Origin of the sequence: Collimonas fungivorans (assembly GCF_001584145.1) — a bacterium.
In the GTDB taxonomy this organism is placed as follows: domain Bacteria; phylum Pseudomonadota; class Gammaproteobacteria; order Burkholderiales; family Burkholderiaceae_D; genus Collimonas; species Collimonas fungivorans.
On the sequence record NZ_CP013232.1, the window covers coordinates 5,060,290 to 5,084,145 of the forward strand.

26 protein-coding genes are annotated in these 23,856 nt (G+C 58.5%); 4 read left to right on the forward strand and 22 right to left on the reverse strand.

Annotated elements, in window-relative coordinates; translation table 11 throughout:
• Positions 1 to 48 precede the first annotated feature (48 nt).
• On the reverse strand, positions 49 to 507 hold the full coding sequence (gene dtd, locus CFter6_RS22155) for a D-aminoacyl-tRNA deacylase (protein ID WP_061541745.1): 459 nt from the start codon (positions 505 to 507) through the stop codon (positions 49 to 51).
• Positions 504 to 1,775 carry a tyrosine--tRNA ligase gene (gene tyrS / locus CFter6_RS22160; RefSeq protein WP_061541746.1) on the reverse strand — a complete coding sequence of 424 codons (1,272 nt, stop codon included), beginning with the start codon at positions 1,773 to 1,775 and terminating at the stop codon, positions 504 to 506. Before tyrS ends, dtd begins: the two co-directional genes overlap by 4 nt.
• Positions 1,776 to 2,018: 243 nt before the next feature.
• Here tyrS and CFter6_RS22165 point away from each other — a divergent pair, with 243 nt between their 5' ends.
• Together CFter6_RS22165 and CFter6_RS22170 are read left to right on the forward strand one after the other, a co-directional pair.
• Entirely contained in the window at positions 2,019 to 3,425 is a 1,407-nt protein-coding gene (locus CFter6_RS22165) for a M23 family metallopeptidase (protein WP_061541747.1), read from the forward strand.
• A gap of 95 nt (positions 3,426 to 3,520) precedes the next feature.
• Positions 3,521 to 4,693: an anhydro-N-acetylmuramic acid kinase gene (locus CFter6_RS22170; protein ID WP_061541748.1), complete on the forward strand. Its 1,173-nt coding sequence runs from the start codon at positions 3,521 to 3,523 to the stop codon at positions 4,691 to 4,693.
• 112 nt (positions 4,694 to 4,805) lie between these two features.
• On the opposite strand, the gene erpA is transcribed toward CFter6_RS22170, so the two are convergent.
• From erpA to argC, 4 genes are all read right to left on the reverse strand, one after another.
• On the reverse strand, positions 4,806 to 5,168 hold the full coding sequence (erpA, locus tag CFter6_RS22175) for an iron-sulfur cluster insertion protein ErpA (RefSeq protein WP_014007938.1): 363 nt from the start codon (positions 5,166 to 5,168) through the stop codon (positions 4,806 to 4,808).
• A 234-nt stretch (positions 5,169 to 5,402) separates the two neighbouring features.
• On the reverse strand, positions 5,403 to 5,798 hold the full coding sequence (locus tag CFter6_RS22180; protein WP_061541749.1) for a bactofilin family protein: 396 nt from the start codon (positions 5,796 to 5,798) through the stop codon (positions 5,403 to 5,405).
• Positions 5,799 to 5,811: 13 nt separating this feature from the next.
• Entirely contained in the window at positions 5,812 to 6,519 is a 708-nt protein-coding gene (locus CFter6_RS22185; protein WP_061541750.1) for a DUF6776 family protein, read from the reverse strand.
• 67 nt (positions 6,520 to 6,586) lie between these two features.
• On the reverse strand, positions 6,587 to 7,624 hold the full coding sequence (gene argC, locus CFter6_RS22190) for an N-acetyl-gamma-glutamyl-phosphate reductase (protein ID WP_061541751.1): 1,038 nt from the start codon (positions 7,622 to 7,624) through the stop codon (positions 6,587 to 6,589).
• Positions 7,625 to 7,691: 67 nt separating this feature from the next.
• Here argC and CFter6_RS22195 point away from each other — a divergent pair, with 67 nt between their 5' ends.
• Entirely contained in the window at positions 7,692 to 7,931 is a 240-nt protein-coding gene (locus CFter6_RS22195; RefSeq protein ID WP_061541752.1) for a hypothetical protein, read from the forward strand.
• 1 nt (position 7,932) lies between these two features.
• Here the strand turns inward: CFter6_RS22195 and rpsI are convergent, their stop codons facing one another.
• Together rpsI and rplM are read right to left on the reverse strand one after the other, a co-directional pair.
• Positions 7,933 to 8,325 (reverse strand): 30S ribosomal protein S9, encoded by a 393-nt coding sequence (gene rpsI / locus CFter6_RS22200; protein ID WP_014007942.1) that lies wholly within the window; start codon positions 8,323 to 8,325, stop codon positions 7,933 to 7,935.
• Between the two features lie 9 nt (positions 8,326 to 8,334).
• Positions 8,335 to 8,763, reverse strand: coding sequence for a 50S ribosomal protein L13 (gene rplM / locus CFter6_RS22205; protein ID WP_014007943.1), 429 nt, complete (start codon positions 8,761 to 8,763; stop codon positions 8,335 to 8,337).
• 527 nt (positions 8,764 to 9,290) lie between these two features.
• On the opposite strand from rplM, the gene CFter6_RS22210 reads away from it, so the two are divergent.
• Positions 9,291 to 9,737 (forward strand): OsmC family protein, encoded by a 447-nt coding sequence (locus CFter6_RS22210; protein ID WP_014007944.1) that lies wholly within the window; start codon positions 9,291 to 9,293, stop codon positions 9,735 to 9,737.
• Between the two features lie 165 nt (positions 9,738 to 9,902).
• Here CFter6_RS22210 and coq7 read toward each other — a convergent pair whose 3' ends face one another.
• The 14 genes from coq7 to CFter6_RS22280 form a co-directional block, all read right to left on the reverse strand.
• Positions 9,903 to 10,529 carry a 2-polyprenyl-3-methyl-6-methoxy-1,4-benzoquinone monooxygenase gene (gene coq7, locus CFter6_RS22215; protein ID WP_061541753.1) on the reverse strand — a complete coding sequence of 209 codons (627 nt, stop codon included), beginning with the start codon at positions 10,527 to 10,529 and terminating at the stop codon, positions 9,903 to 9,905.
• Positions 10,530 to 10,590: 61 nt separating this feature from the next.
• The gene (locus CFter6_RS22220; RefSeq protein ID WP_061541754.1) at positions 10,591 to 11,412 is read right to left on the reverse strand and encodes a DUF3025 domain-containing protein; all 822 of its coding nucleotides are present in this window, start codon (positions 11,410 to 11,412) and stop codon (positions 10,591 to 10,593) included.
• A 32-nt stretch (positions 11,413 to 11,444) separates the two neighbouring features.
• Positions 11,445 to 12,227, reverse strand: a complete 783-nt coding sequence (gene cobA, locus CFter6_RS22225; protein WP_061541755.1) for a uroporphyrinogen-III C-methyltransferase — start codon at positions 12,225 to 12,227, stop codon at positions 11,445 to 11,447.
• Between the two features lie 20 nt (positions 12,228 to 12,247).
• Positions 12,248 to 13,060, reverse strand: a complete 813-nt coding sequence (locus CFter6_RS22230) for an ABC transporter ATP-binding protein (RefSeq protein WP_061541756.1) — start codon at positions 13,058 to 13,060, stop codon at positions 12,248 to 12,250.
• A gap of 17 nt (positions 13,061 to 13,077) precedes the next feature.
• The gene (gene ntrB, locus CFter6_RS22235) at positions 13,078 to 13,854 is read right to left on the reverse strand and encodes a nitrate ABC transporter permease (RefSeq protein ID WP_417924814.1); all 777 of its coding nucleotides are present in this window, start codon (positions 13,852 to 13,854) and stop codon (positions 13,078 to 13,080) included.
• 182 nt (positions 13,855 to 14,036) lie between these two features.
• Positions 14,037 to 15,326, reverse strand: coding sequence for a CmpA/NrtA family ABC transporter substrate-binding protein (locus tag CFter6_RS22240; RefSeq protein WP_082814941.1), 1,290 nt, complete (start codon positions 15,324 to 15,326; stop codon positions 14,037 to 14,039).
• Between the two features lie 300 nt (positions 15,327 to 15,626).
• Positions 15,627 to 16,247: an ANTAR domain-containing response regulator gene (locus tag CFter6_RS22245; protein WP_061541759.1), complete on the reverse strand. Its 621-nt coding sequence runs from the start codon at positions 16,245 to 16,247 to the stop codon at positions 15,627 to 15,629.
• A 163-nt stretch (positions 16,248 to 16,410) separates the two neighbouring features.
• Positions 16,411 to 17,457: a dihydroorotase gene (gene pyrC, locus CFter6_RS22250; RefSeq protein WP_417924780.1), complete on the reverse strand. Its 1,047-nt coding sequence runs from the start codon at positions 17,455 to 17,457 to the stop codon at positions 16,411 to 16,413.
• Positions 17,458 to 17,653: 196 nt separating this feature from the next.
• The gene (locus tag CFter6_RS22255; RefSeq protein ID WP_014007953.1) at positions 17,654 to 18,379 is read right to left on the reverse strand and encodes an amino acid ABC transporter ATP-binding protein; all 726 of its coding nucleotides are present in this window, start codon (positions 18,377 to 18,379) and stop codon (positions 17,654 to 17,656) included.
• Positions 18,380 to 18,462: 83 nt separating this feature from the next.
• A complete protein-coding gene (locus CFter6_RS22260; RefSeq protein WP_061541760.1) occupies positions 18,463 to 19,158 on the reverse strand; it encodes an amino acid ABC transporter permease in 696 nt (231 codons plus the stop codon).
• 2 nt (positions 19,159 to 19,160) lie between these two features.
• Complete coding sequence (locus CFter6_RS22265) at positions 19,161 to 19,913, reverse strand: amino acid ABC transporter permease (RefSeq protein ID WP_014007955.1); 753 nt, start codon at positions 19,911 to 19,913, stop codon at positions 19,161 to 19,163.
• 134 nt (positions 19,914 to 20,047) lie between these two features.
• Complete coding sequence (locus CFter6_RS22270) at positions 20,048 to 21,001, reverse strand: amino acid ABC transporter substrate-binding protein (RefSeq protein ID WP_061541761.1); 954 nt, start codon at positions 20,999 to 21,001, stop codon at positions 20,048 to 20,050.
• Positions 21,002 to 21,158: 157 nt separating this feature from the next.
• Positions 21,159 to 22,064: an amino acid ABC transporter substrate-binding protein gene (locus CFter6_RS22275; RefSeq protein ID WP_061542522.1), complete on the reverse strand. Its 906-nt coding sequence runs from the start codon at positions 22,062 to 22,064 to the stop codon at positions 21,159 to 21,161.
• A 254-nt stretch (positions 22,065 to 22,318) separates the two neighbouring features.
• Positions 22,319 to 23,605: a Glu/Leu/Phe/Val family dehydrogenase gene (locus CFter6_RS22280; RefSeq protein WP_014007958.1), complete on the reverse strand. Its 1,287-nt coding sequence runs from the start codon at positions 23,603 to 23,605 to the stop codon at positions 22,319 to 22,321.
• Positions 23,606 to 23,856: the final 251 nt, after the last annotated feature.

The window sequence follows — 23,856 nt, forward strand, 5'->3', positions numbered from 1 at the left end:
GGTAAGCTCCTGTCTGTCGTAAAGTTGTCAGGCTACAGCAAAAGCGGATTACGCTTTAGCGGCCGACGGTTTTACCTGCAGCCAGAAGGTCACCGGACCGTCATTCGTCAAAGACACTTTCATGTCGGCGCCAAAACGGCCGGTCGCAACCTGCTTGTGCCTACTTGCGGCCTGGCTGGCGAAATAGTCGAACAGGCGGCGTCCCTCTTCCGGCGCCGCCGCCGGCGTGAACGAAGGCCGGGTGCCGGACTGGGTATCCGCCGCCAGCGTAAATTGCGGCACCAGCAGCAGGCCGCCGCCGATGTCGCTCAGGCTGCGGTTCATCTTGCCGGCATCGTCGGCGAACACGCGATAGGCCAGCAACTTGGCCAACAGAGCGTCCGCTTCTTTTTCACGATCGCCGCGCTCGGCGCACAGCAGCACCATCAGGCCGCCATCGATGGCGCCGATAGTCAGGCCGTCGACCACCACGCTGGCGTGGCTGACTCGCTGCAGCAGGCCGATCATGCCGTCAAGGTCACCCGGGCGAACTTGCGCTTGCCGACCTGTATCACGAAGGTGGCGGCGTCGACTTTCAAACCCTTGTCGCTGACCACGGCGCCGTCGATCCGCACGCCGCCCTGCTCCACCATGCGCAGCGCTTCCGAGGTCGACGGACAAAGATTGGCTTGTTTCAGCAGTTGGCCGATGCCCAGCGGCGCGCCGCTCAGCGTCAGTTCAGGAATGTCGTCCGGGATGCCGCCCTTGGCGCGGTTGTTGAAATCGCCCAAGGCGTCTTCCGCCGCTTGCTGGCTGTGGAAGCGCGCCACGATTTCCTGCGCCAGCGCAACCTTGATGTCGCGCGGATTCTGGCCGCCGTCGACTTGCGCCTTGTAGCCGGCGATCTGCGCCAGCGACTTGAACGACAGCAGCTCGTAGTAACGCCACATCATGACGTCGGAAATGCTCATGATCTTGGCGAACATGGTGTTGGCCGGTTCGGTGATGCCGATGTAGTTGCCCTTGGACTTGGACATCTTTTCGACGCCGTCCAGGCCTTCCAGCAGCGGCATGGTGAGGATGCACTGCGGCTCCTGGCCGTAATCCTTCTGCAGCTCGCGGCCGACCAGCAGGTTGAATTTCTGGTCGGTGCCGCCCAACTCCAGGTCGGATTCCAGCGCCACCGAATCGTAGCCCTGCATCAGCGGGTACAGCAGCTCGTGCACCGAGATCGGGGTGCCGGCCTTGTAACGCTTGGTGAAATCCTCGCGCTCCAGGATCCGCGCCACCGTGTATTTTGCCGACAGCTGGATCATGCCGCGCGCGCCCAGCTTGTCCGACCATTCCGAGTTGTAGCGGATTTCCGTGCGCGCCGGGTCCAGCACCAGGCTGGCCTGGGCAAAATAGGTCTTGGCGTTTTCTTCGATCTGTTCGCGCGTCAGCGGCGGCCGCGTCACGTTGCGTCCCGACGGATCGCCGATCATCGAGGTAAAGTCGCCGATCAGGAAAATCACGTTATGGCCGAGATCCTGCAGCTGCCGCATCTTGTTCAGCACCACCGTATGGCCGAGGTGCAGGTCGGGCGCGGTCGGGTCCAGGCCCAGCTTGATGCGCAGGGGTTTGCCGCTTTGCTCGGAACGCTGCAGCTTGCGCGCAAAGTCGCTCTCGATCAGCAGTTCGTCGACGCCGCGCTTGGTGATCGCCAGCGCCTCCTGGGTCCGGTCCGACAGGACCAGGGGGGTGTTTTCAACAGCAGCGGCTGCCTTCGGTGATGCGTTTTGGGAATCGTGAGCCATATAGGGAATAAAAATCCAGCGAAAATGAAATCTGAAAAGCTGCGCTTGTGCCTGCGCGAAACGAAATCACGGACATAACGGAAATATAAAACGAATACAAAGGGTTACCATAAAATCAGACTAGTCCTACAACCGCCCAAGATGCCCTAAGGTATAATCCCTGATCCTTTTAACCCGCCGCAAGTCGTTCAATCAAACAACAACACAAGAATCGGTAGCAAACGGCAAATTTTAACGTATTGCATGTCTCTCAAAGATAAAATCATCAACTTGCGGTCCAGTATCAAGCCGTTTTTCAAGCAGATACCCACCCGGGTCTATGCTTCATTTGCTGATTCGACGCCTAAAACCCGTATTGTCTCCGCTTCCGCCGTGTTGCTGACCCTGGTTGCCTTTGGCGCGGCCGGTGTTGCTCCATTGCCAACGGATCCTGACGAAGTATCGGTGAAAGCCATTTCCGCCGAACTGGAACTGCCTAGCCTCAGCGAACAGATCGCAAAACTTGAAGCTCAGCAACAACTTTACGTTGCCGAAGACAAGATGCGCGCCGGCGACACGCTGGCAACCTTGCTGACCCGGCTTGGCGTGGACGACGACCAGGCCAGCAGTTTCATCAAGTCGGACAGCCGCGCACGCGCCGTGCTGCGCCTCAAGACCGGCACCACGGTGCAGGCGCAGACCAGCAATGACGGCGTGCTGCAGATGCTGCGCGCGACGATTGCCGACGGCGACGATACGCCGACCAATCTGCTGATCCACCGCGACGGCGACAAGTTTACCGTCAGCGAAGAAACCGCCACGGTTGAACGGCGCGTCGAAATGCATACCGGCGTGATCCGCTCCTCGCTGTTCGCCGCCACCGACGCCGCCGATATCCCCGACAGCGTGGCCTCGCAAATCGTCGCCATGTTCGGCACCAACATCAATTTTGCTTCCGACCTGAAGCGCGGCGACCATTTTAATGTCGCCTACGAAACATTCTGGCAAAACGGCCAGTTCCTGCGCGCCGGACGCATCCTGGCCGGCGAATTCGTGAATGGCGGCAAGCCGTTCCAGGCAGTCTGGTTTGACGAACCTGGCAGCGGCCAGGGCGGCTACTACGGTTTCGACGGCAAATCGCTGAAAAAGGCCTTCCTGAAATCGCCGCTGACCTTTACCCGTATTTCTTCCGGCTTCTCGATGCGCGTGCACCCTATTCTGGGCAAGTGGAAAAAACATACCGGCGTTGATTTTGCTGCGGCTGCCGGCACGCCTATCCATGCCACCGCCGACGGCGTGATCGACTTTGCCGGCGTTGAAAGCGGTTATGGCAACGTGGTCATCATCAAGCACGATAGCAAATACTCAACGGTGTATGCGCACATGAGCCGCTTTGCGCCGACCTCGCGCAAAGGCGGCAAGGTCAGCCAGGGCGATGTCATCGGCTATGTCGGCATGACCGGCTGGGCTACCGGCCCGCACTTGCATTACGAATTCCGGGTCGCCAACGAACCGCGCGATCCGATGTCGGTGGTGGTGCCTACCGCCAGCCCGCTGGCCGGGGTTGAACTGGAGCGCTTCAAGACGGTGGCGGCCGACATCACCCATCGCTTTAACTTGCTGAGCGGGGAAACGGCTGCCGTGCCAGCGACCAAACTGGCGTCAAAATAAACTTTCGGCGAGCCTGGGGTTTGCCGAATTCGGAATAAACTTAGAACCGTTGTCGAGTCGCTAGTAAAATCAGCTGATCTCACAACGGTTTTATTATGCCCACTCCAACTATCCAAAGCGGCTTGTTCATCGGCCTCATGTCCGGCACCAGCCTGGATGGCGTCGATGGCGTCATCGCGGCATTTCCCGGCACCCCGGGGCAGCATCCGGTAGCCACCCTGGCGTCGGCCTACGTGCCGTTTTCTGCCTCGCTGCGGGCCGAACTGATGGCGCTGCAAACCGCCGGCCAGGACGAAATCGAACGCGAAGCGCTGGTCGCCAATACCCTGAGTTCACATTACGCTGCTTGCGTCGAGCGCCTGCTGGCGGACGCTGGTTTGCGGTCAGACCAGATCCGTGCCATCGGCGTCCACGGCCAGACCATCAGGCACCGGCCCGAACTGGGCTTCACGCGCCAGGCCAACAATCCGGCGCTGCTGGCCGAGCTGACCGGGATCGACGTCATCGCCGATTTCCGCAGCCGTGACATCGCCGCCGGCGGCCAGGGCGCACCGCTGGTGCCGGCTTTTCACCAGGCCGTGTTCGCCGATCCGGCGCAAACCCGAGTGGTGGTGAATATCGGCGGCATCGCCAACATCAGCGTGCTGTATGACCATGAGACGCTGGGCCATGCAACGCCGGGCCAGAGCCGAGACGTCATCGGCTTCGATACCGGCCCGGGCAATGTCCTGATGGATTTATGGATCAAGCGCCATCACGGCAAGGACTACGACGAGAATGGCTTGTGGGCAGCCAGCGGCCAACCGGCGCCGGCCTTGCTCGACGCCATGCGCAAGGAAGACTATTTTGCCGCCGCGCCGCCCAAAAGCACCGGGCGCGATCTGTTCCATGAAGCCTGGCTGGCGCGCCATCTCGGCGGTTTGCCTCAGCTTGCCGCCGCCGACGTACAGGCCACGCTGGCGCTGCTGACCGCTACCACCATCGCCGACGCGATCGCGCAACATGCGCCAGCGGCGCAAACCGTGTATGTCTGCGGCGGCGGCGCTTATAACCCCTACCTGATGCAGCAACTGGCGCAAGCGCTGCAAAAACGCCACCTGGCGGCAACCGTGCAATCTACCGAGGCGCTCGGCATTGCTCCCAACCATGTTGAAGCAGTGGCTTTCGCCTGGCTGGCGCTGCGTTTTGACCAACGTCAGCCGGGTAACCTGCCGCTGGTGACTGGCGCGCGCGATTTACGGATCCTGGGAGCGCTGTATCCCGCTTGAGGGCATCCTGCCGGACACGCAAAGCAATAAAACGGGCAATAAAAAAGGACGCCCGGGGATTCCTCCCGGCGTCCTTTTTCAAGAGCCGCGTGTTGCTTAGGTAATTACTTCATCAAGCCGAGAAGGAAGAACCGCAACCGCAGGTAGTCGTCGCATTCGGATTCTTGATCACGAATTGCGCGCCTTCCAGGTCGTCCTTGTAGTCGATTTCAGCGCCGACCAGGTATTGATAGCTCATCGAATCGATCAGCAGTTGCACACCGTTCTTGCTCATCGTGGTGTCATCTTCGTTGACGATTTCATCGAAGGTGAATCCGTACTGGAAACCGGAGCAACCGCCACCTTGCACGAAAACGCGCAATTTGAGGTCTGGATTGCCTTCTTCTTCGATCAGTTGCGCAACCTTGGCGGCAGCGCTATCGGTAAACACGATCGGCGAGGCGACTACATCTTGAATTTCAGCGACAGCATTCATTTTTGGCTCCTGCGGGGTACATACAATACTGCATTATAGGCGCTTGCCCGGATTCTTGCAGGCTAGTGCAGTGTCTCGCAAATAATGCAACTTCATAAGCGGCGTCTTTTCACGCCAGGCGTCGTTGCAAATCCTCGCGATAGTCCCGCTATCGCTCCGGTTTGCGCCTAGCCTGACGCAAAAATACACCACTTCTGAAGCTCCATTACTTACGAAACACTACACACCCAAATCTCAGCCAGTTTGCGACATGGCAAGTTTCAATACCGGCTCAGCCACATTCTGTTCATGGGTCAGTTTGCCGCTTACCAGGGCGCCGCTGTGCATTTCCAGCGCCTTGTAATTGACATCACCGGTTATGCGGGCTTTTGGCTGCAATTCAAGCAGTTCGGCAGAATAAACATTGCCGCTGATTTCACCGTTGACCACCAGGTGGGCGACCCGCACGTCGCCTTCCACCTTGGCGCTCTCGGAAATCACCAGGACGCTGGTTTCGCCAGGCTCCGCCACTACATTGCCTTTCACATTGCCGTCGATGCGCAGACCGCCCTTGAAGTGGACATCGCCCTGGATGCTGGTCGACGAACCAATCAAGCTATCGATAGTGCTCTTTGCTTTACGGTTGAACATGATGTTTCCTTTTTTACAAATTAGAGGTTTGCTGCGCCCGCATCTGGCCCTTTTCCATGACCTTGGCCTGAATCGCCTTGACCACGGCGCCTTCCGGCAAGGTCAGTTCGGCCTCGACGCGCTGGTAATACTTGAAATCCAGCTGGGAAGCGGTCTTTTCTGCAGCCGTGGCGCTGGCGCCCGGGAAAGTCAGCACCGTGCTTTTACCCGCCACAGTCGCAGTCACCAATAGTTGCACATTTCCAACAAAATTGGCACCCTTGCCGCCCTGCATGATCAACATTCGATAGCGCAATTGTGTAGGCGTCAACAATTCGGCGGTCAGGCGCTGGATGGTGATGCCCTGGCTGCCCGTCGCATTCGGCAGCAGGCCCTCGAAGAATGCGAGGTCCTCTTTCAGCTTGGCATTCTCGGTTTCCAGCACCTTGATTTGCTGGCCCAGCTGTTCCTGCGCCGCTTTCTCGATATTGAGCCGGCTTTCGGCGGCATTGACGGTGCTCGAGAAACGGTCCCGCTCCGCCGTCAAGGCGCCCACTTTTTCATTCAGGTCGGCCAGCTGCTGTTTGCTGACTACCGGGCTGTGGCCGGTGAAATCGCGCCCGAGGTCATATATCCAGAGTGCAATCGCGCCGCCAAAACCCAGCACCAGCGCCAGGAAAAGCGCTTTCAGCGGCCATGGGTAATGGCTCTTCACCGTCATCTTCGGCGCCGAAATCGACATGCGCCGAACCCACAATTTATACTTCATCGCTGCCGGCTCGGCCGCTCAAAAACGCAAACGGATGGCGTCATGGCATGACTGGCACGTGCAGCAAGCCGGTAGTCTCTTCCAGGCCGAACATCAGATTCATGCATTGCACCGCCTGGCCGGCAGAACCTTTGACCAGGTTGTCCTGCACCACCAGCAGCACCAGGGTGTCGCCGTTGTCGGGACGATGCAAGGCGATCCGCAGCATGTTCGAAGCACGGGTGGAACGGGTTTCCGGATGCGAGCCTAACGGCATCACGTCGACAAACGGCTCATCCTTGTAGGCATCTTCAAACAGCGCCTGCAAGGCCGCGTTGTCGATGTCCTTGGTCAGGCGCGCGTAGATGGTCGAATGCATGCCGCGGATCATCGGCACCAGATGCGGCGTGAACAACAGGCCGACTTTCTTGTCGGTCAGCTTGCCGAGCTGCTCCAGAGTTTCCGGCGAATGCCGATGGCCGGACACGCCGTAAGCCTTGAAATTGTCGCTGGCTTCCGAGAACAGCATGCCGATTTCCGTCTTGCGGCCGCCGCCGGATACGCCCGATTTGCAATCGGCGATCAGGTGCGAAGCGTCGACCACGTCGGCTTTCAGCAACGGCGCCAGGCCGAGCTGCATGGTGGTCGGGTAACAACCCGGATTGCCGATAATGCGCGCGCCCTTGATGGCGGCGCGGTTCAGCTCCGGCAAACCGTATACGGCTTCCTTCAGCAGCTCAGGGCAGCTGTGCGGCATCTTGTACCATTTCTCGAACACCGCAGTGTCCTGCAGGCGGAAATCGGCAGCCAGGTCGATCACTTTGACGCCGGCTTCCAGCAGCTCGGGCGTCTGCGCCATGGCGACGCCGTGCGGAGTGGCGAAGAACACCACGTCGCAGTCGGTCAGGCGGGCTTTTTCAGGCGCAGAAAACGCCAGCGCAACACGGCCGCGCAAAGACGGGTACATGTCGGCAATCGGCATGCCGTCTTCCTTGCGCGAAGTCACTGCCTGCAGCTGCGCATGCGGATGGGTTGCCAGCAAACGCAGCAACTCGACCCCTGTATAACCCGTACCACCCACAATCCCGACTTTGATCATCTTTTTTCCTTGCATGGAGCTGTACATTTTCGCAATCCGTCTTTAAACCCGATATGAAAATAGTACGATGTTGGACCCGGTATTCTGGGTGAATTGCCGCCAAGAGCTGGCTATTTTATCAGCCAATGAATCGTTAGGGCGGCTTAACATTGAAATCGGAAATCCCTTGCTGGCGCAGGCGCTGCAGCGTGTTTCCCAATGTTACCTTTTGATAAAGAGCGCAACAGTCAACACAATAATCCAACAGCAAATGGCAAAAAGCCGCCAGGCGCAAACCTGGCGGCTTTTCGATATTCTGAAAGCGTAGATTAGCGCTTGGAGAATTGTTTTGCGCGGCGTGCCTTGCGCAGACCGACCTTCTTACGTTCAACTTCACGTGCATCACGTGTAACGAAGCCGGCTTTGGACAGCTCCGGTTTCAAAGTTGCATCGTAGTCGATCAGTGCACGAGTGATGCCGTGGCGAACTGCGCCAGCCTGGCCGGATTCACCGCCGCCGCTGACATTGACCTTGATGTCGAAAGTTTCGACATGGTTGGTCAGTTCCAGTGGCTGGCGAATCACCATCAGGCCGGTTTCGCGCGAAAAATATTCATTCGCTGGCTTGCCGTTGACGACGATTTGGCCGGAGCCGGACTTGATGAAAACGCGAGCCACTGCACTCTTGCGACGGCCGGTTCCGTAATTGTAGTTACCGATCATGTCTATTCCTTAGAGTTCAAGTGCTTTAGGTTGCTGCGCGGTGTGCGGATGGCTGCCATCTGCGTACACTTTGAGCTTCTTGATCATGGCGTAGCCAAGCGGACCCTTAGGCAGCATGCCCTTGACCGCTTTTTCCAGCGCACGACCTGGAAAACGCTGTTGCATTTTCTGGAAATTTGTTTCGTAGATGCCGCCTGGGTAACCGGAGTGACGGAAATATGTCTTGTCGGTTGCCTTGGCGCCAGTGACGCGCAGTTTGCCTGCATTGATGACGACGATGAAATCGCCGGTATCAACGTGTGGAGTAAATTCCGGTTTGTGTTTGCCGCGCAGTCGGAGTGCCACTTCGCTGGCAACACGTCCGAGGACTTTGTCCGTCGCGTCAATCACGAACCAATCACGCTGGACTTCATGGCCCTTAGCGGAAAAAGTTTTCATGTTGACTTCCTAACTAGTTTAATTCGCTCAAATGGTGGTTCCGCCGCTATCGAAAACCCGGCTTTTAGACCGGAACATCGTCCTGCATCAGCGACAGACTCTTCCTTGTTATCTTTTCCTGAGCAAACGGAAAAGCCGTAAATTATAGCCTTTTCAAGGACTTGGCGTCAAACCGATTGAAAAAAATGACCGTTTGCGCTATGGAATGTTGTAAATGCGGTTGTAACCCAGGTCCTAAACACCTGCAACCGGTGTTCCGGATAAAAGAAAACCCGAACTGCGCTGTGGCGTCGGGTTTAAATCCACTCCTGTGGAGGGGTGGAGGAGACATGGTGTTCGTTGCCGAGAATCAATCTTGCAACGATTAGATTGATCTTAGCAAACAGAATTGTGCATCGCAAGGTAGAGAATCGAGATTTTTAGTAAAAATTTACGGTTTAATTTTCTTTTATGCAACAAAATCCGGCTAAACCGGGTCCGCCAAGAGCAGTTAGAATATGACGACACAATCACTCTCACGAGATCATATGGAATGCACTGTTCGCTGGACCGGCTCGTCCGGCATGACGTTTTTGGCAGAAACCGGCTCCGGCCACATATTGACGATGGATGGTGCGCCGGACGGCGGCGGACGCGACCTGGCGCCGCGGCCGATGGAAGTGGTGCTGGCCGGCACCGGCGGCTGCACCGCTTATGACGTGGTGCTGATCCTGCGCAAAAGCCGCCAGGACATCCGCGGCTGCGACGTCACGCTGAAATCGGAACGGGCAGAGACAGAACCCAAGGTATTCACCAAGATCCACTTCCACTTCACCGTGCGCGGCCGCAACCTGAAACCCAACCTGGTGGAACGCGCAATCAAGCTGTCGCATGAAAAATACTGCTCGGCCTCGATCATGCTGGAAAAAACCGCCGTAATCACCCACTCCTTCGACATCGTCGACGACCTGGCGGAAACCGCAGTCGAAGCCTAGTGTCGTGTCATGCCTCATCTGTCGGTATATCGCGCCGGCCTTGGCCCGTAGCGCTAGGCGTGCCGAGGAGACATAGCGGGGCTATGGCGACGAGGCGCAACGACGCGATACGGGTCAAGGACAAGCGAGATGCCGACAGATGAGGCATGACACGACGCTAGTTCTTCAGATATGGTAGGCGACTGTCGTCATCACTTTCGACATCGCCTGCATCACCTTTTGCACCGGACGCGGCATTTCTGCCGCCCCCAACGCGCGCGCTGCTGCGCCATGGGCGATTTCATCTTCGCGCATCTGCTCGACGATGGCGCGCGACTTGGCGTCCTGCAGCGGCAGCTGTTCCAGATGGCTGCTGAGATGTGCTTCAACCTGACGCTCGGTTTCCGATACAAAACTCAGGCTGCGCACATCGCCCAGGCGCGCCGCCAGCGTCCCCAGCGCATAAGAACCGGCATACCACAGCGGATTGAGCAAGCTGACATGCGAACCCAGCTCGCGCAAGCGTTCCGCGGTCCAGGCCAGGTGGTCTTCCTCTTCCCTGCCCGCTTCGGCGAATTGCTGCTTGATCGGATCGCCTTGGGCGAAACGGCCTTGGGCGTCATACAGTGCCTGGGCGCAAACTTCACCGACATGATTGACCCGCATCAGGCCGGCGCTGTGGCGCTGCTCGGCCGCATCCAGCACGCCGTCGGCAGCCAGCAGCGCCGGATTCGGACGCGAAGCCGAAGCCTGTCCGGTGATCACCCGCAAGGCGTTGTCGAAATCGGTAATGGCTTTGTCCAGGAATTGCATGCGATGAGTCACTTTTAAAATTAAGTAAGTCGATTTTATCAGGCCGGCATCATTTGCCGCCTCACTTGCCGCGCTTTGGGCGAAACACCGCGACGTCGGCATAGAAGGCCTGGTCCTGGCCGCCGCTCCAGCCCGGCACGCCCAGCACTGGCAATGGCGTCAGGCGCCCGATCAGCGCATCAGGCTGCGCCAGTTCGGCGGCAATGCGCTGATCGATCCAGCCGCGCCTGGCTTCATCGGTCAACGCGAAATAGGATTCCGGCACGCCAAGCACCAGGGTGTGCGCCGTAATCGCCTTGTACGGCTGCACCAGTTTTTCCAGCAAGGCGTGGCCGAACAGCCAGATCTCGGCTTCGCCGCCAAACATGTGGCCTTGATCGACAAACACTTGCTGCCATTGGTGCTGGCGCAGGGCAGCGCTGAGCGCCAGCCCCGCGGCGTTATCCGGCACCAGCAGCAAAGCGGCGTTTTCATCAAAGATGGTAGCGGCATCGCGCGCTGCGCCACGCGGCTGGCTAGCGCCGGAGACAGTGCCGGCCTTGGCCAGCTCGGCCGCCTGCAGTGCATTCAGGCGCGCCTTGATGGCCGGGAACGAAAGCCAGATCAGGGCATTCAGGAAATCGTGGAGGTTGTCGCGGGTCGGCACTTTGCCGCTGCTGCCGATGAATGCTTCGTAAGCGGTCGCCGGCGGCAATTCGGCCTGCGCCACAAAACTGATCGGCAGCCCCTGGTAATTGCGGATGCCGCGCTCCTGGGCGAGCGCATTCAAGGCCAGCCGCCAATTATCGGAAACTGAGGCCGCAGTGCTCAGGCGCCGGCCGAGGATGCGGAACGGCTTGAGCCAGGGTTGTGACCAATCGATGAGGGCGGCGGGAGTAGGCATTTGCCGCGCATTTTACCTTGCGCGCAAGCGGTTCAGCCCACAGCCCGCTGCAAATTCTGCTGGCCGAGATCGGCGCAAACCTCGGCGAAAGTATCGGCGCAACGCACTACTTCGCCGATGACGATAATGCTTGGACTGCCAAGGCCGCTGTCTTGCAGGGCCTGCGGCAGCTGGCCGAGGCTGGTCAGCAGTTGCGCCTGCGTCGCCAGGGTCGCCGACTGGATCACCGCGGCGGGCATGGCAGCTGCCATGCCCGCCGCCAGCAGGCTGCGCTGCAATTGCGCACAGCGGGCCACGCCCATGTACACCACCAGCGTCATGCCCGCCGCCACCAGCGCTTTCCAGTTCGGCTGTGCGCTCTCGCTCTTGCCATGGCCGGTCACGAAAATCACGCCCTGGCTATGGTCGCGATGGGTAGCTGAAATGCCGATGCTGGCTGCGGCCGCCATGCCGCTGGTAATGCCCGGCACCACTTCGACCGCCACGCCTTGCCGGCGCAAATGCGCGCGCTCTTCGCCGCCGCGTCCGAACAGATACGGATCACCACCTTTCAGGCGCACTACGCAATGACCCGCCTGCGCTTCCAGCACCATCAGGCGTTCGATGAATTCCTGCGAGGCCGACTGGCAACCGCCGCGCTTGCCGACATGGATCACCCTGGCGCGGCCTGGCGCATGCATCAGCACCTCGGGATTGACCAGGTCGTCCACCAGCAGCACATCGGCTTGCGCGATGGCCTTGACTGCCTTCAGCGTCAGCAGATCGGGATCGCCGGGGCCGGCGCCGACCAGCATCACTTTGCCTTGTGGTTTCATATCTGCACTCCAGGCCGCTTTCACGCCGCTTGCGCCGCCGGATGCGCCTGTTTGCGGTACAGGAATTCCAGCACCGAGGTCCGGTACTCCGCATACAAAGGATCCTGCGCCAGCGCCACGCGTTCACGCGGCCGCTCTAGCCGCACCTGCACGATATCGCCGATGGTGGCGGCCGGACCGTTGGTCATCATCACGATGCGATCGGACAGCAGCACGGCTTCGTCGACATCGTGTGTCACCATCACCACCGTCGATCCGGTCTTGGCGACGATCTTCAGCAACTCGTCCTGCAGGTGGGCGCGGGTCAACGCGTCTAGCGCGCCGAACGGTTCATCCATCAGCAAGACCTTGGGCTCCATCGCCAAAGCGCGGGCGATGCCGACCCGCTGTTTCATGCCGCCGGAAATTTCATGCGGACGCTTTTGCCCGGCCGCGGTCAGCCCCACCATCGCCAACGCGGCCTTGGTGCGCTCCTTCAAGGCGCTCTTGTTTTCGCTGGCGGCAAATACGCGCTCGACGCCGAGATGGATATTTTCGTGGCAGGTCAGCCAGGGCAGCAGCGAATGGTTCTGGAACACCACTGCCCGTTCCGGCGACGGTCCGCCAATTTCACGGCCGGCGCAAATCAGCACGCCGTCGCTCGGCAGCAGCAAGCCGGCGATCAGGTTCAGCAAGGTCGACTTGCCGCAGCCCGAATGGCCGATCAGGGTCACGAACTCGCCCTTGCGCACGGTCAGGTTGATATCGCGCAGCGCGTGAAACTGGCCTTTGCTGGTGTTGAACACCATTTCGGCCTGATGGATATCGATGAATTTGGCGTCGCGTTGTTCCATGTTGTCCTCGACTTCGGTTAATTCGATACCTGTTCATAGGTAAACGTCTTAGCCAGCGCCACCAGCAATTGCTCCAGCAGCAGGCCGACCACGCCGATCACCACAATGGCGATGATGATGTGCGGCACGTTAAGGTTGTTCCATTCATCCCAGACCCAGAAACCGATGCCGACGCCGCCGGTCAGCATTTCGGCGGCGACGATCACCAGCCAGGCGGTGCCGATCGCCAGCCGCACGCCGGTCAGCATGTACGGCAATACCGAAGGGAACAGGATCTTTGTGATGATTTTCCATTCCGACAGGTTGAGCACGCGCGCCACGTTCATGTAATCCTGCGGCACTCGCTGCACGCCGACCGCGGTGTTGATGATCATTGGCCAGATCGAGCAGATGAAGATCGACCAGATCGCCGCCGGATTGGCCGACTTGAACACCAGCAGGCCGATCGGCAGCCAGGCCAGCGGCGATACCGGCTTCAGCAAGCTGATGATGGGACCGAACATGCTGGACAGGAATTTGAAGCGGCCGATCATGAAGCCGAGGGGAATCCCGACCAGCGCCGCCAGGCCGAAGCCGACGCCGACCCGCTGCAGCGAAGCCAGGATGTTCCAGCCTATGCCCTGGTCGTTGGGGCTGGTCCGGTAGAACGGATCGGCAAACAGCTTGAGCGCTTCCTGCAAGGTCAGCAGCGGCGTCGGGAACTGGCTGTTACTCATCGCGATGATCTGCCAGACCAGCACCAGGAACGCCAGGCCGAGCAGCGGCGCGATGATCTGCATCAGCCAGGATGGCATGCTGCTGCGGCGGCTGCCGGTTTTCGGCAACGGCCGGGGCGCAATGGCGACAGTATCGGCGGCAGCCTCCGCCGCCTTGTTATCCATGGTCGCCGCCTGGCGATTTGCATTTGCCGCTGTGTCCATGATTGCGCTCATGATGGCTCCCAAATAAACCGCGGTTGTGACGTATCTGGATTGATCTATGCATGGATCTTGAAGGAGGCGGCATAAGCGGCTGGATTCTTGCCGTCCCACACCGTGCCATCCATCAGTTTCGAAGTCCGCAAAGCGTCTTTCGGCACTGGTGTGTTGGTCATCGTCGCCGCCTCCTTGTAGAGGGCGATCTGGCTGACCGACTTGGCTACCGCCAGGTAGTCCGGATCGGTTTTCAGCAAACCCCAGCGCCGGTGCTGCGTCATGAACCACATGCCGTCCGACAGGTAAGGAAAATTGACCAGGCCGTCGTTGTAGAACTTCATGTAGTTCGGATCGTCCCAGGTCTTGCCGAGGCCGTTCTGGTAACGCCCCATGATGCGCTGGTCGATCACGTCCTTGCTGGTGTTGACATACGATTTGTCAGCGATCGCTTCAGCCATCTTGTTCTTGTTGGCGAGCGAAGCATCTATCCATTTTCCCGCTTCCAGCACGGCAGCGATCAAGGCGCGGCAGGTGTTCGGATTCTTGGCGGCGAACTCTGCGGTGGTGCCCAGCACTTTTTCCGGATGGTCTTTCCAGATTTCCTGGGTGGTGATGGCGGTAATGCCGACGCCGTCGACGATCGCCCGGTGACCCCAAGGCTCGCCGACGCAGAAGCCATCCATGTTGCCGACCCGCATATTGGCCACCATCTGCGGCGGCGGCACCGTAATCACCTTGGCGTCCTTGAGCGGATTGACGCCGTTGGCGGCCAGCCAGTAATACAGCCACATGGCGTGGGTGCCGGTCGGAAAAGTCTGGGCGAAGGTGTATTCGCGCTTGTCGCTGGCCATCAGCTTGGCCAGCGAAGGGCCGTCGACAGCGCCCTTGTCGGCCAGCTTCTTCGACAGCGTAATGGCCTGGCCGTTATTGTTGAGCCCCATCAGGATCGCCATGTCTTTCTTCTGGCCGCCTATGCCCATCTGCACGCCGTAGATCAGGCCCGACAGCACATGTGCCCCATCCAGCTCGCCGTTGGCCAGCTTGTCGCGCACGCCGGCCCATGAGGCTTCCTTGCTGAGCACGATCTTGATGCCGTATTTCTTGTCGAAACCGAGCAGCGACGCCATCACCACCGATGCGCAATCGGTCAGCGGAATGAAGCCGATCTTGACCTCGGTCTTTTCCGGTTTGTCCGAACCCGCGGCCCAAGCTCCAGTTGCGGTGCTGGAAAGTCCTAACATGCTGGCTCCTGCCGCGAGAGTCGCGGTTTGTAATAGTTGACGGCGCTTGCCGTCGACAAGCGTGTTAGGCGTCTCCGGGGTGTCTAGCTGCAGTGCATTGCTTGATTCCATCGCGTGGCTCCAGATTGTTTCCTGCAACAAAAAAGGCGCAAAAAAAGGCGTCGTCCCGCAATGAACAAGTCATGCGGAAAGACACCTTTGTCTTATGTGGAGAAGGCCGCCGTTAGCCGATTCCAGCAGCGCCAGCGTTGGCGCTTGAAATTGACTATGCAAACCACGTGCCAGGAATTTTTTGCAGGGAAAACGCGTAACGGTACACAAGCATGCCGGTTTTTCGCTCAAAAAGCGCACCGGCCTTGTGCAATGCACCAAACAAGCTCGCAGCGATTGGGCGTGCAGTTGACGGCTTGATCAGCCCAACAGGTCAGCAGCGTCGATAATACGTTGCGCCACTTCGGACAGTTTGAGGTTCTTGTCCATCGCCAGCCGCCGCAGCTTTTGATAAGCCTCCTGCTCGCTCAGCTTATGGTGATCCATCAGCAAACCCTTGGCGCGGTCCAGCAGCTTGCGCTCAGCCAGCTTCAGCTTGGTGTCGGACAGCTCCGCCAGCAGCTTCTGCTCTTGCCGGAAGCGCGCCAGCGCCACTTCCAGCACCGGCTTGATGCGCGCCGTCTGCAGCCCCGCAACGATGTATGCGGAAACGCCGGCGGCCATTGCCGCATCCATGCTGGAAGTTTTTGCATCCTCGGTAAACAGGACGATGGGACGGCGCGCATCGCGCGTCGCCACCACCACATGCTCCAGCACGTCGCGGGCGTCGGATTCAGCATCGATGATGACCATGTCTGGTTGCAACTGAGCAATTCTTTCGGGCAGGTAAAGGTCGGCCGGCAATGAAGCGATGATGTTGTAGCCAGCCTCCAGCAAGCCGATGCGCAAAGCCTTGCCACGTGCGGCCTGCGCTTCGAACGCAGGATCGTCGTCGCCTTCGATGGCGACTGGATTGACAACAACGATACGTAGACTTTGCATGCTTGAAATCCGCGTCCCTAACAGGGCCTTTGCTACGATTAGACAGTATGGAGGACAGCTTTATCCACTCCTGCCATTCAAGCATGCAAAAATCGCACCATGTCGATGCAAAAGATGAAAAACGAGGCTTTAAGCGAAGCTTAAAACGAAGCTTTGAATAACTTTACGCGAATTGCCAGTCTATCGTTTCGCCGCCGTTCAGCGGCACCAGGGTGGTTTCCCCCAGCGGCAGTTCCGCCGGTAAAGTCCACGGCTGGCGCTTCAACGTCACCGTGCCCTGGTTGCGCGGCAGGTTGTAGAAGGCCGGGCCGTTAAAACTGGCGAATGCTTCCAGCTTGTCGAGCGCACCGACCTGGTCGAAGGCTTGTGCATACAGCTCCATCGCATGCAATGCGGTATAACAGCCGGCGCAGCCGCAGGCATGCTCTTTCAAACCCTTCGGATGCGGCGCCGAATCGGTGCCGAGGAAGAACCGGCTGCTGCCGGAAGTCACCGCCTGCACCAATGCCTGCCGATGTTCTTCCCGCTTCAGTACCGGCAGGCAGTAATAATGCGGCCGGATGCCTCCCTTGAAGATTTCGTTGCGGTTGTACAGCAGGTGATGCGCCGTGACGGTAGCCGCCACCGGTCCACTGGCGCTCTCGACATACTGGGCGGCGTCCTTGGTGGTGATGTGCTCGAACACCACTTTCAGTTCCGGCATGTCGGACCGCAGCGGCTGCATCACACGGTCGATGAACACCGCTTCGCGGTCGAAAATATCGATCGCCGGATCGGTGACTTCGCCATGCACTAGGAATGGCATGCCGAGCTCCTGCATCACTTCCAGCGTCTTGTAGCATTTGCTGAGGTCAGTCACGCCGGCGTCGGAATTGGTGGTGGCGCCGGCCGGGTACAGCTTGACAGCATGCACGAAGCCGCTGTCCTTGGCGCGCCGGATTTCGTCGGGCGGCGTGTTGTTGGTCAGGTACAACGTCATCAGGGGCTCAAACGCCAGATCGGGCGGCAGCACCGCCAGGATGCGGTCGCGGTAGGCCGCGGCCTGCGCGGTAGTGGTCACCGGTGGCTTCAGGTTCGGCATCACGATGGCGCGGCCGAACTGGCGTGCGCTATGCGGCAGGACGGCGGCCAATGCCACGCCGTCGCGCAGGTGCAAGTGCCAGTCGTCGGGGCGGGTGATGGTCAATGTATCGGTCAAGGCGTCAGTCATGTTCATTCTCTTCTGCAAAAAAACGCTCCGGCATGGCTTGCGGATTAGGGCGTCATTTTACCGCAGCCGGAGCCGGCGCTTCGCGAAATGCCGACGGTTTGCGGCTGGCCGGCGCTGCTGCAGCCGGCTACCCGCAATAAAAAAGCCGCCCGGATATGCTCCGCGGCGGCTTACTGTCTTGGGCGATACTCAGCGATCAGTGGATGATTTTCGCCAGGAAATCGCGAGCGCGGTCGGAGCGCGGCGCACCGAAAAATTCGTCCTTGGTGCAATCTTCCACCACCAGGCCCTTGTCCATGAACACCACGCGGTTGGCGACCTTCTTGGCGAAACCCATTTCATGCGTCACCACCATCATGGTCATGCCTTCTTGCGCCAGGCCGACCATCACGTCCAGCACTTCATTGATCATTTCCGGATCGAGCGCCGAAGTCGGCTCGTCGAACAGCATCGCAATCGGATCCATCGACAACGCACGGGCAATCGCCACGCGCTGCTGCTGGCCGCCGGAGAGCTGGCCCGGGAACTTGTCTTTCTGCGCGATCAGGCCGACGCGGTCCAGGTACTTCAAGCCTTTTTCATTGGCTTCATCCTGGCTGCGGCCCAGCACCTTGACCTGGCCGATGGTCAGGTTTTCGCGGATCGACATGTGCGGAAACAGTTCGAAGTTCTGGAACACCATGCCGATGCGCGCGCGCAGTTTCGACAGGTTGGTCTTGGGATCGCCGACCGAGATGCCGTCGACCGTGATATCGCCCTTCTGGAACGGCTCCAGGCCGTTGACGGTCTTGATCAGCGTCGATTTACCGGAACCGGACGGTCCGCACACCACCACCACGTCGCCCTTGGCCACTTGCGTAGTGCAATCGGTCAGGACTTGAAATTGGCCGTACCATTTGCTGACGTTGTTAAGCTTAATCATGAGTATTTCTCCTAATTCCTGAATTCTGTTTTGCAGTCCGGGCCCTGCCCTTCCTCGGACAGGGCCTGAATTTTATCGAACGATTATCGAATGATTGCAACCCTTTGCTGCAGCTTCTTGACCAGCGTCGACAAACCGAAACTCATCACGAAGTACACCACGGCGACAAACATGTACATTTCCACCAGGCGGCCGTCGCGCTGCGCGATCTTGGATGCAACGGTAACGAAATCCGGCACCGAACCCAGCACATATACCAGCGAGACGTCCTGGAACAGCACGATGGTCTGGGTCAGCAAGATCGGGATCATGTTGCGGAACGCTTGCGGCAGCACCACGTTGCCCATCATTTGCCAGTAGTTCATGCCCAGCGCGTAACCGGCGGAAACCTGGCCGCGCGGAATCGACTGGATCCCGGAACGCATGATTTCGCAATAATACGCTGCTTCAAACAAGATGAACGTGATCAATGCCGACGAAAATGCGCCGACCTGCACCGGCTGTGCCGCGCCGATAATCCAGGCGCCGATATACGGTACCAGGAAGTAGAACCAGAAAATCACCAGCACCAGCGGTACCGAGCGGATCAGGTTGACGTAGCTGGTGGCGATCAGGGAAATCGCCTTGTTGTGCGACAAACGCATCATCGCCAGCACGGTGCCGAACAGGATGCCGCCCACCATCGCCACCAAGGTCAGCGTCAGCGTGAACTTCATGCCGGTAGTGAACAGGTACAGCCAGGAGCGCTGGATGACGTCAAAATCGAAATTCGAAAACATGATTAATGACCTCCCGTGTTGGCGCTGCCGGCAGCAATGAAGCCAGGAATCGCGATGGCTTTTTCAAGCCAGCGCGCCAGCAGCAAGGCAATCCCCGAGATGATCACGTAGATCACCGTGGCGCCCGTGAGGGCTTCGAAAGTCTGGAAGGTGAATTCACGCATCGAGTAGGTAGCGGCGGTCAGTTCCACCAGGCCGATCGTCAGTGCGACCGAGCTGTTCTTGATGATTGCTGCGAATTCGTTGGTCAGCGACGGGATGATGATCCGGAACGACATCGGCAGCAATACGTAGCGATATGTTTGCGGCAACGTCAGACCGAGTGCAGTACCCGCCAGCTTTTGGCCACGGGGCAGTGCATTGATGCCAGCGGATACCTGTACGGCGATCCGCGACGACGTAAAAAAACCCAGCGCCAGGAAGGCGGTGATGAATGATGCGTTCGGCAGGCTCTTGAGCCAGTTGCCTATGCCCGCAGGGACGATTTCCGGCATCACGAAATACCAGAGGAACATCTGCACGATCAGCGGGATGTTGCGAAATAATTCAACGTAGCCGTTGGCCACGCGTACTGCCCATTTGTTCGGCATGGTACGGATCGTACCGATCACGGTGCCGATGACCAGCGCCATGATCCAGGCCGACGCGGACAGCGCAAGCGTCCACTTCAGGCCGGCCAGCAAGGTGTCCATGTAGGTGCTGACACCGTCGGGAGACTCTTGCCAGAAGATGCCCCAGTTCCAGTTGTAATGCATATTAAGTCCCCTCTATTACTCAAATCTCCATCGTTGCGCTGCCAGCCGGCAAGCGCCGATTGTGCATCGCAGCAATTCAATTTCAGAAACAAAACGGGAGGCTTGCGCCTCCCGTTTCATTCTTATCGCCGTTCTTATTTTTTCTTCAACTTCAACGATTGTTTCTGCGCTTCAGGGACGGCAGCATAGGCAGCCGGATCGCCCGAATCGGTAGGCTTGGCAAACGCAGCCTTCAGCTCAGGGCTGACTGGAACGTTCAGGTTGATGCCCTTAGGCGGAATCGCCTTCAGGAACCATTTTGCGTAGATGTCGTTGATCTGGCCCGAGGTGTAGACATTGCTCAGCGCAGTGTCGACCGCTTTCTTGAATGGCAGGTCGTCCTTGCGTTCGATGATGCCGTACGGCTCGACCGACAGCGCTTCCTTGGTGATTTCATAGTCGGCAGGCGCTCTCGAGCTGGCCGCCAGCGATGCCAGCAGGATGTCGTCCATCACGAACGCCGTGGCACGGCCGGTTTCCACCATCAGGAAAGCTTCAGCATGGTCTTTGGCAGCCAGGATGTTCATGCCGAGGTTGCGCTCGCCATTGAGGATCGTGACTTGCTTCAGGTTCGAAGTGCCGGAAGTGGAAACAATGGTCTTGCCCTTGAGGTCGTCCAGCGTCTTGATGTTGGAGGATTTCTTGGCCAGGATGCGGTTCGCGGTCACGTACATGGTCGGCGCAAAGGAAACAACCTTTTGGCGCTCAGCATTGTTGGTGGCGGAATCGCAGGACAGGTCGATGGTGCCGTTGGAGATCAGCGGGATGCGGGTGGCCGAAGTCACTGGAACCATCTTCACGTTCAAGGCGGTCAGGCCGAGCTGTTTCTGAATGGCGGTCGCAGCTTTCAGGCACAAGTCGATCGAGTAACCTTGATACGATTGTTTGTCATCAAGGTAAGAGAATGGAATGGAGGAATCGCGCACACCCAGGGTAATGCTGCCGGTATCCTTGATTTTTTTGAGTGTTCCGGTCAGTTCTTGCGCTTGTACGGAGCCAACCATTACTCCCAAGCCAACCAAAGCAACGACTAATTTTGATGACATCATAACAACTCCCGTAAAAAAATTATCTGTATAGTTTAACAAACTCGCTGCCTCAGCAGCAGACTTAAACCTATGCTTATTTATTATTCTCACCTCTCCTCCAAAAACGTCTGTCTCCACCTTTGCATAAATTACCGATTACAGCCAATTCTGTTTACTTTTAGTTGCCGACCTGGTCCGACGGAAAGCGCAACGACTCCCTGAAAAGATAGCCCATGGGCATGTTCAACACGAGATTGTTTTTTGCCGGAATCGGACTCAGGAACCACTTGGTGTACAACTTGTTGATCTCGCCATCGTGGATGATGCGTCCCATTTCACGGTCGACCACTGCCTTGTAGTTCGGGTCGCCCTTGGGCAGCATGATCGCGTAAGGTTCGGTTGTCAAAGGCTCGCCGACAATGGCGTATGCCGCCGGATCCTTGGCGGTCGCCTTCAGTCCGTACAGCAGCACGTCATCCATCACAAATGCGTCGGCCGCCTTGTCTTCCACCATCTTGAACGATTCGTTGTGATCTCGTCCTTCCACTATGGTCATGTTCAGGGAACGGACCTGGCCGCGGTCGACCAGGGATTTGACGCTGGTCGTGCCTTTGGTCGTCGCCACCTTCTTGTCGCGCAGGTCCGGCCAGTTCTTGATCTTGTCCTCCACCCGCACCAGCATGCGCGACGACGCCATGAAATGCGCGATGGTGAAGCTGACCTGTTTGCGCCGCTCTGCGTTGTTGGTGGTCGAGCCACACTCCAGGTCGATTTTTCCGCTTGCGATCATATCAATGCGATTAGATGAAGTCACTGGCACATAGGCGATATTCAATTGCGGCAGTTTCAATTGCTGCTTCACCGCATCGGCTATCTTGAGGCACAGATCGATTGCATAACCGACCGGCTTTTTATCCTGGTCCACAAACGAGAACGGGAACGACGCTTCCCGGTAACCGATCGTGATGGTCTTGCTGTCGCGAATCTTCGCCAGCACATCTTCCGCATGGACAGCTGTTGCGGCGACGCCCAACGTTACCGCTAACACCGCGCCCAGACCGCCCTTGCGCCACGCGGCCGCAATGCTCCCCTGGCCGCCCTTACCTTTCCCGATTCCCACGCTGCTCTCCCCGTTGACTTGCGCTGTCGATAATGTTTTTATGCAATGAATATACTTAATGCAATATTCAAGCCAGCTGTGTGCATGTCGGCGGCGACTGCTGTTGCGTCGCTCTTTTGCAGACAAGTCCCCGGATGCGACCAGGGCCAGATGACACGCGCTCAGCTGGCTGGCAGCTTGAGCGCGCGCAAAACATCCCGACTATAACGCAACATCAATCAAGGATACAAACCGCGCATTTCACGCGCCTGCAGGACACGGGTACAGGCAACGATAAATGCGGCGGTGCGCAGCGATACCTTCTTCTCTTCGGCCAGTTGCCAGACCGCGGTAAACGCTTCGCGCATGATGCGGGTCAGGCGCAGGTTGATTTCATCTTCAGTCCAGAAGAAGCTGGAGAAATCCTGCACCCATTCGAAATAACTCACCGTCACGCCGCCTGCATTGGCGATCACGTCAGGCACCACCAGCACACCCTTTTCATGCAGGATGTCGTCCGCAGCCGGGCTGGTCGGGCCGTTGGCGCCTTCCAGGATGATCTTGGCGCGGATGGTGGGCGCATTCTCCACGGTGATTTGTTGCTCCAGAGCAGCAGGCACCAAAATATCGCAATCGACAGCCCAAAACTGCGCACGGTCGCTGATTTCTTCGCCGCCCTTGAAGCCGGCAACGCTGCCGGTTTCATTGACGTGGGCTTGCAACGCCGCCACATCGAGGCCGCTGGAACGCACCACGGTCGAGATATGGTCTTGCACCGCCACCACTTTGGCGCCGGCTTCCGAGAACAGGCGCGCGGCAATGCCGCCGACATTGCCGAAACCCTGCACCGCAATCTTGGCGCCATGGATATCCAGGCCGCGCTTGACCGCCGCTTCACACCCCACCACGAACACGCCGCGGCCGGTGGCTTCGCGCCGTCCCAGGCTGCCGCCCAGTGAAATCGGCTTGCCGGTGACCACGCCCGATGCGGTGCTGCCCTGGTTCATGGAATAGGTATCCATCATCCAGGCCATGATCTGTTCGTTGGTGTTGACGTCGGGCGCCGGGATGTCCTTGTTGGGGCCGATGATGATGCCGATCTCGCTGGTGTAACGCCGCGTCATGCGCTGCAATTCACCTTGCGACAAGGTCTTCGGATCAACCCGGATGCCGCCCTTGGCGCCGCCGTACGGCACGTTCACGGCCGCGTTCTTGACCGTCATCCAGGCCGACAGGGCCATCACTTCGGACAACGTCACGTCCTGGTGGAAACGCACGCCGCCCTTGCCTGGGCCGCGCGAGGTGTTGTGCTGGACGCGATAGCCTTCGAAGTGGGCAATGGTGCCGTCGTCACGTTCGATAGGGACGTCGACGATCAGCATCCGCTTCGGACGTTTCATGGTCTCGACCCAGCGGGCCAGATTGCCGAGGTAAGGTGTTACGCGATCGATTTGTTCGAGATAGTCGCCCCATGGGCCGATGCCATGTTGCGTGAGATAGGATGGAACTTCGTGCTTGATAGTCATATTTTTGCGCGCTCCTGGAAGTTGCAGACCGGCCCCCTGAACAAGGACAACAATAAGGACAACAGGGGAACTGACAGCGGGGGCTAAATCGATCTAGTGGCGAATCGTAGGACAACGGCACAGGGCAAAGCCAATGCTTTGTGCGCATGTAACTATGCATTTTTTGCATTAATATCAAAAATACAATTTCACCATGGCAGACACGACTTTCGCGCAACATCCTGCATGTGCAGCGGGCCGGCGCTTTCGGC

What these genes read in the sequence shown, in the direction of transcription:
- CFter6_RS22240 (WP_082814941.1), bottom strand. Translation starts at nt 15,326, where the DNA reads ATGGAATCAAGCAATGCACTGCAGCTAGACACCCCGGAGACGCCTAAC.
- argC (WP_061541751.1), bottom strand. Translation starts at nt 7,624, where the DNA reads ATGATCAAAGTCGGGATTGTGGGTGGTACGGGTTATACAGGGGTCGAG.
- coq7 (WP_061541753.1), bottom strand. Translation starts at nt 10,529, where the DNA reads ATGCAATTCCTGGACAAAGCCATTACCGATTTCGACAACGCCTTGCGG.
- CFter6_RS22180 (WP_061541749.1), bottom strand. Translation starts at nt 5,798, where the DNA reads ATGTTCAACCGTAAAGCAAAGAGCACTATCGATAGCTTGATTGGTTCG.
- CFter6_RS22165 (WP_061541747.1), top strand. Translation starts at nt 2,019, where the DNA reads ATGTCTCTCAAAGATAAAATCATCAACTTGCGGTCCAGTATCAAGCCG.
- rplM (WP_014007943.1), bottom strand. Translation starts at nt 8,763, where the DNA reads ATGAAAACTTTTTCCGCTAAGGGCCATGAAGTCCAGCGTGATTGGTTC.
- CFter6_RS22280 (WP_014007958.1), bottom strand. Translation starts at nt 23,605, where the DNA reads ATGACTATCAAGCACGAAGTTCCATCCTATCTCACGCAACATGGCATC.
- CFter6_RS22265 (WP_014007955.1), bottom strand. Translation starts at nt 19,913, where the DNA reads ATGCATTACAACTGGAACTGGGGCATCTTCTGGCAAGAGTCTCCCGAC.
- CFter6_RS22255 (WP_014007953.1), bottom strand. Translation starts at nt 18,379, where the DNA reads ATGATTAAGCTTAACAACGTCAGCAAATGGTACGGCCAATTTCAAGTC.
- pyrC (WP_417924780.1), bottom strand. Translation starts at nt 17,457, where the DNA reads ATGACTGACGCCTTGACCGATACATTGACCATCACCCGCCCCGACGAC.
- ntrB (WP_417924814.1), bottom strand. Translation starts at nt 13,854, where the DNA reads ATGCCATCCTGGCTGATGCAGATCATCGCGCCGCTGCTCGGCCTGGCG.
- CFter6_RS22170 (WP_061541748.1), top strand. Translation starts at nt 3,521, where the DNA reads ATGCCCACTCCAACTATCCAAAGCGGCTTGTTCATCGGCCTCATGTCC.
- cobA (WP_061541755.1), bottom strand. Translation starts at nt 12,227, where the DNA reads ATGAAACCACAAGGCAAAGTGATGCTGGTCGGCGCCGGCCCCGGCGAT.
- CFter6_RS22220 (WP_061541754.1), bottom strand. Translation starts at nt 11,412, where the DNA reads ATGCCTACTCCCGCCGCCCTCATCGATTGGTCACAACCCTGGCTCAAG.
- tyrS (WP_061541746.1), bottom strand. Translation starts at nt 1,775, where the DNA reads ATGGCTCACGATTCCCAAAACGCATCACCGAAGGCAGCCGCTGCTGTT.
- CFter6_RS22195 (WP_061541752.1), top strand. Translation starts at nt 7,692, where the DNA reads ATGTTGGACCCGGTATTCTGGGTGAATTGCCGCCAAGAGCTGGCTATT.
- CFter6_RS22185 (WP_061541750.1), bottom strand. Translation starts at nt 6,519, where the DNA reads ATGTCGATTTCGGCGCCGAAGATGACGGTGAAGAGCCATTACCCATGG.
- CFter6_RS22260 (WP_061541760.1), bottom strand. Translation starts at nt 19,158, where the DNA reads ATGTTTTCGAATTTCGATTTTGACGTCATCCAGCGCTCCTGGCTGTAC.
- dtd (WP_061541745.1), bottom strand. Translation starts at nt 507, where the DNA reads ATGATCGGCCTGCTGCAGCGAGTCAGCCACGCCAGCGTGGTGGTCGAC.
- CFter6_RS22245 (WP_061541759.1), bottom strand. Translation starts at nt 16,247, where the DNA reads ATGCAAAGTCTACGTATCGTTGTTGTCAATCCAGTCGCCATCGAAGGC.
- rpsI (WP_014007942.1), bottom strand. Translation starts at nt 8,325, where the DNA reads ATGATCGGTAACTACAATTACGGAACCGGCCGTCGCAAGAGTGCAGTG.
- CFter6_RS22270 (WP_061541761.1), bottom strand. Translation starts at nt 21,001, where the DNA reads ATGATGTCATCAAAATTAGTCGTTGCTTTGGTTGGCTTGGGAGTAATG.
- erpA (WP_014007938.1), bottom strand. Translation starts at nt 5,168, where the DNA reads ATGAATGCTGTCGCTGAAATTCAAGATGTAGTCGCCTCGCCGATCGTG.
- CFter6_RS22230 (WP_061541756.1), bottom strand. Translation starts at nt 13,060, where the DNA reads ATGGAACAACGCGACGCCAAATTCATCGATATCCATCAGGCCGAAATG.
- CFter6_RS22210 (WP_014007944.1), top strand. Translation starts at nt 9,291, where the DNA reads ATGGAATGCACTGTTCGCTGGACCGGCTCGTCCGGCATGACGTTTTTG.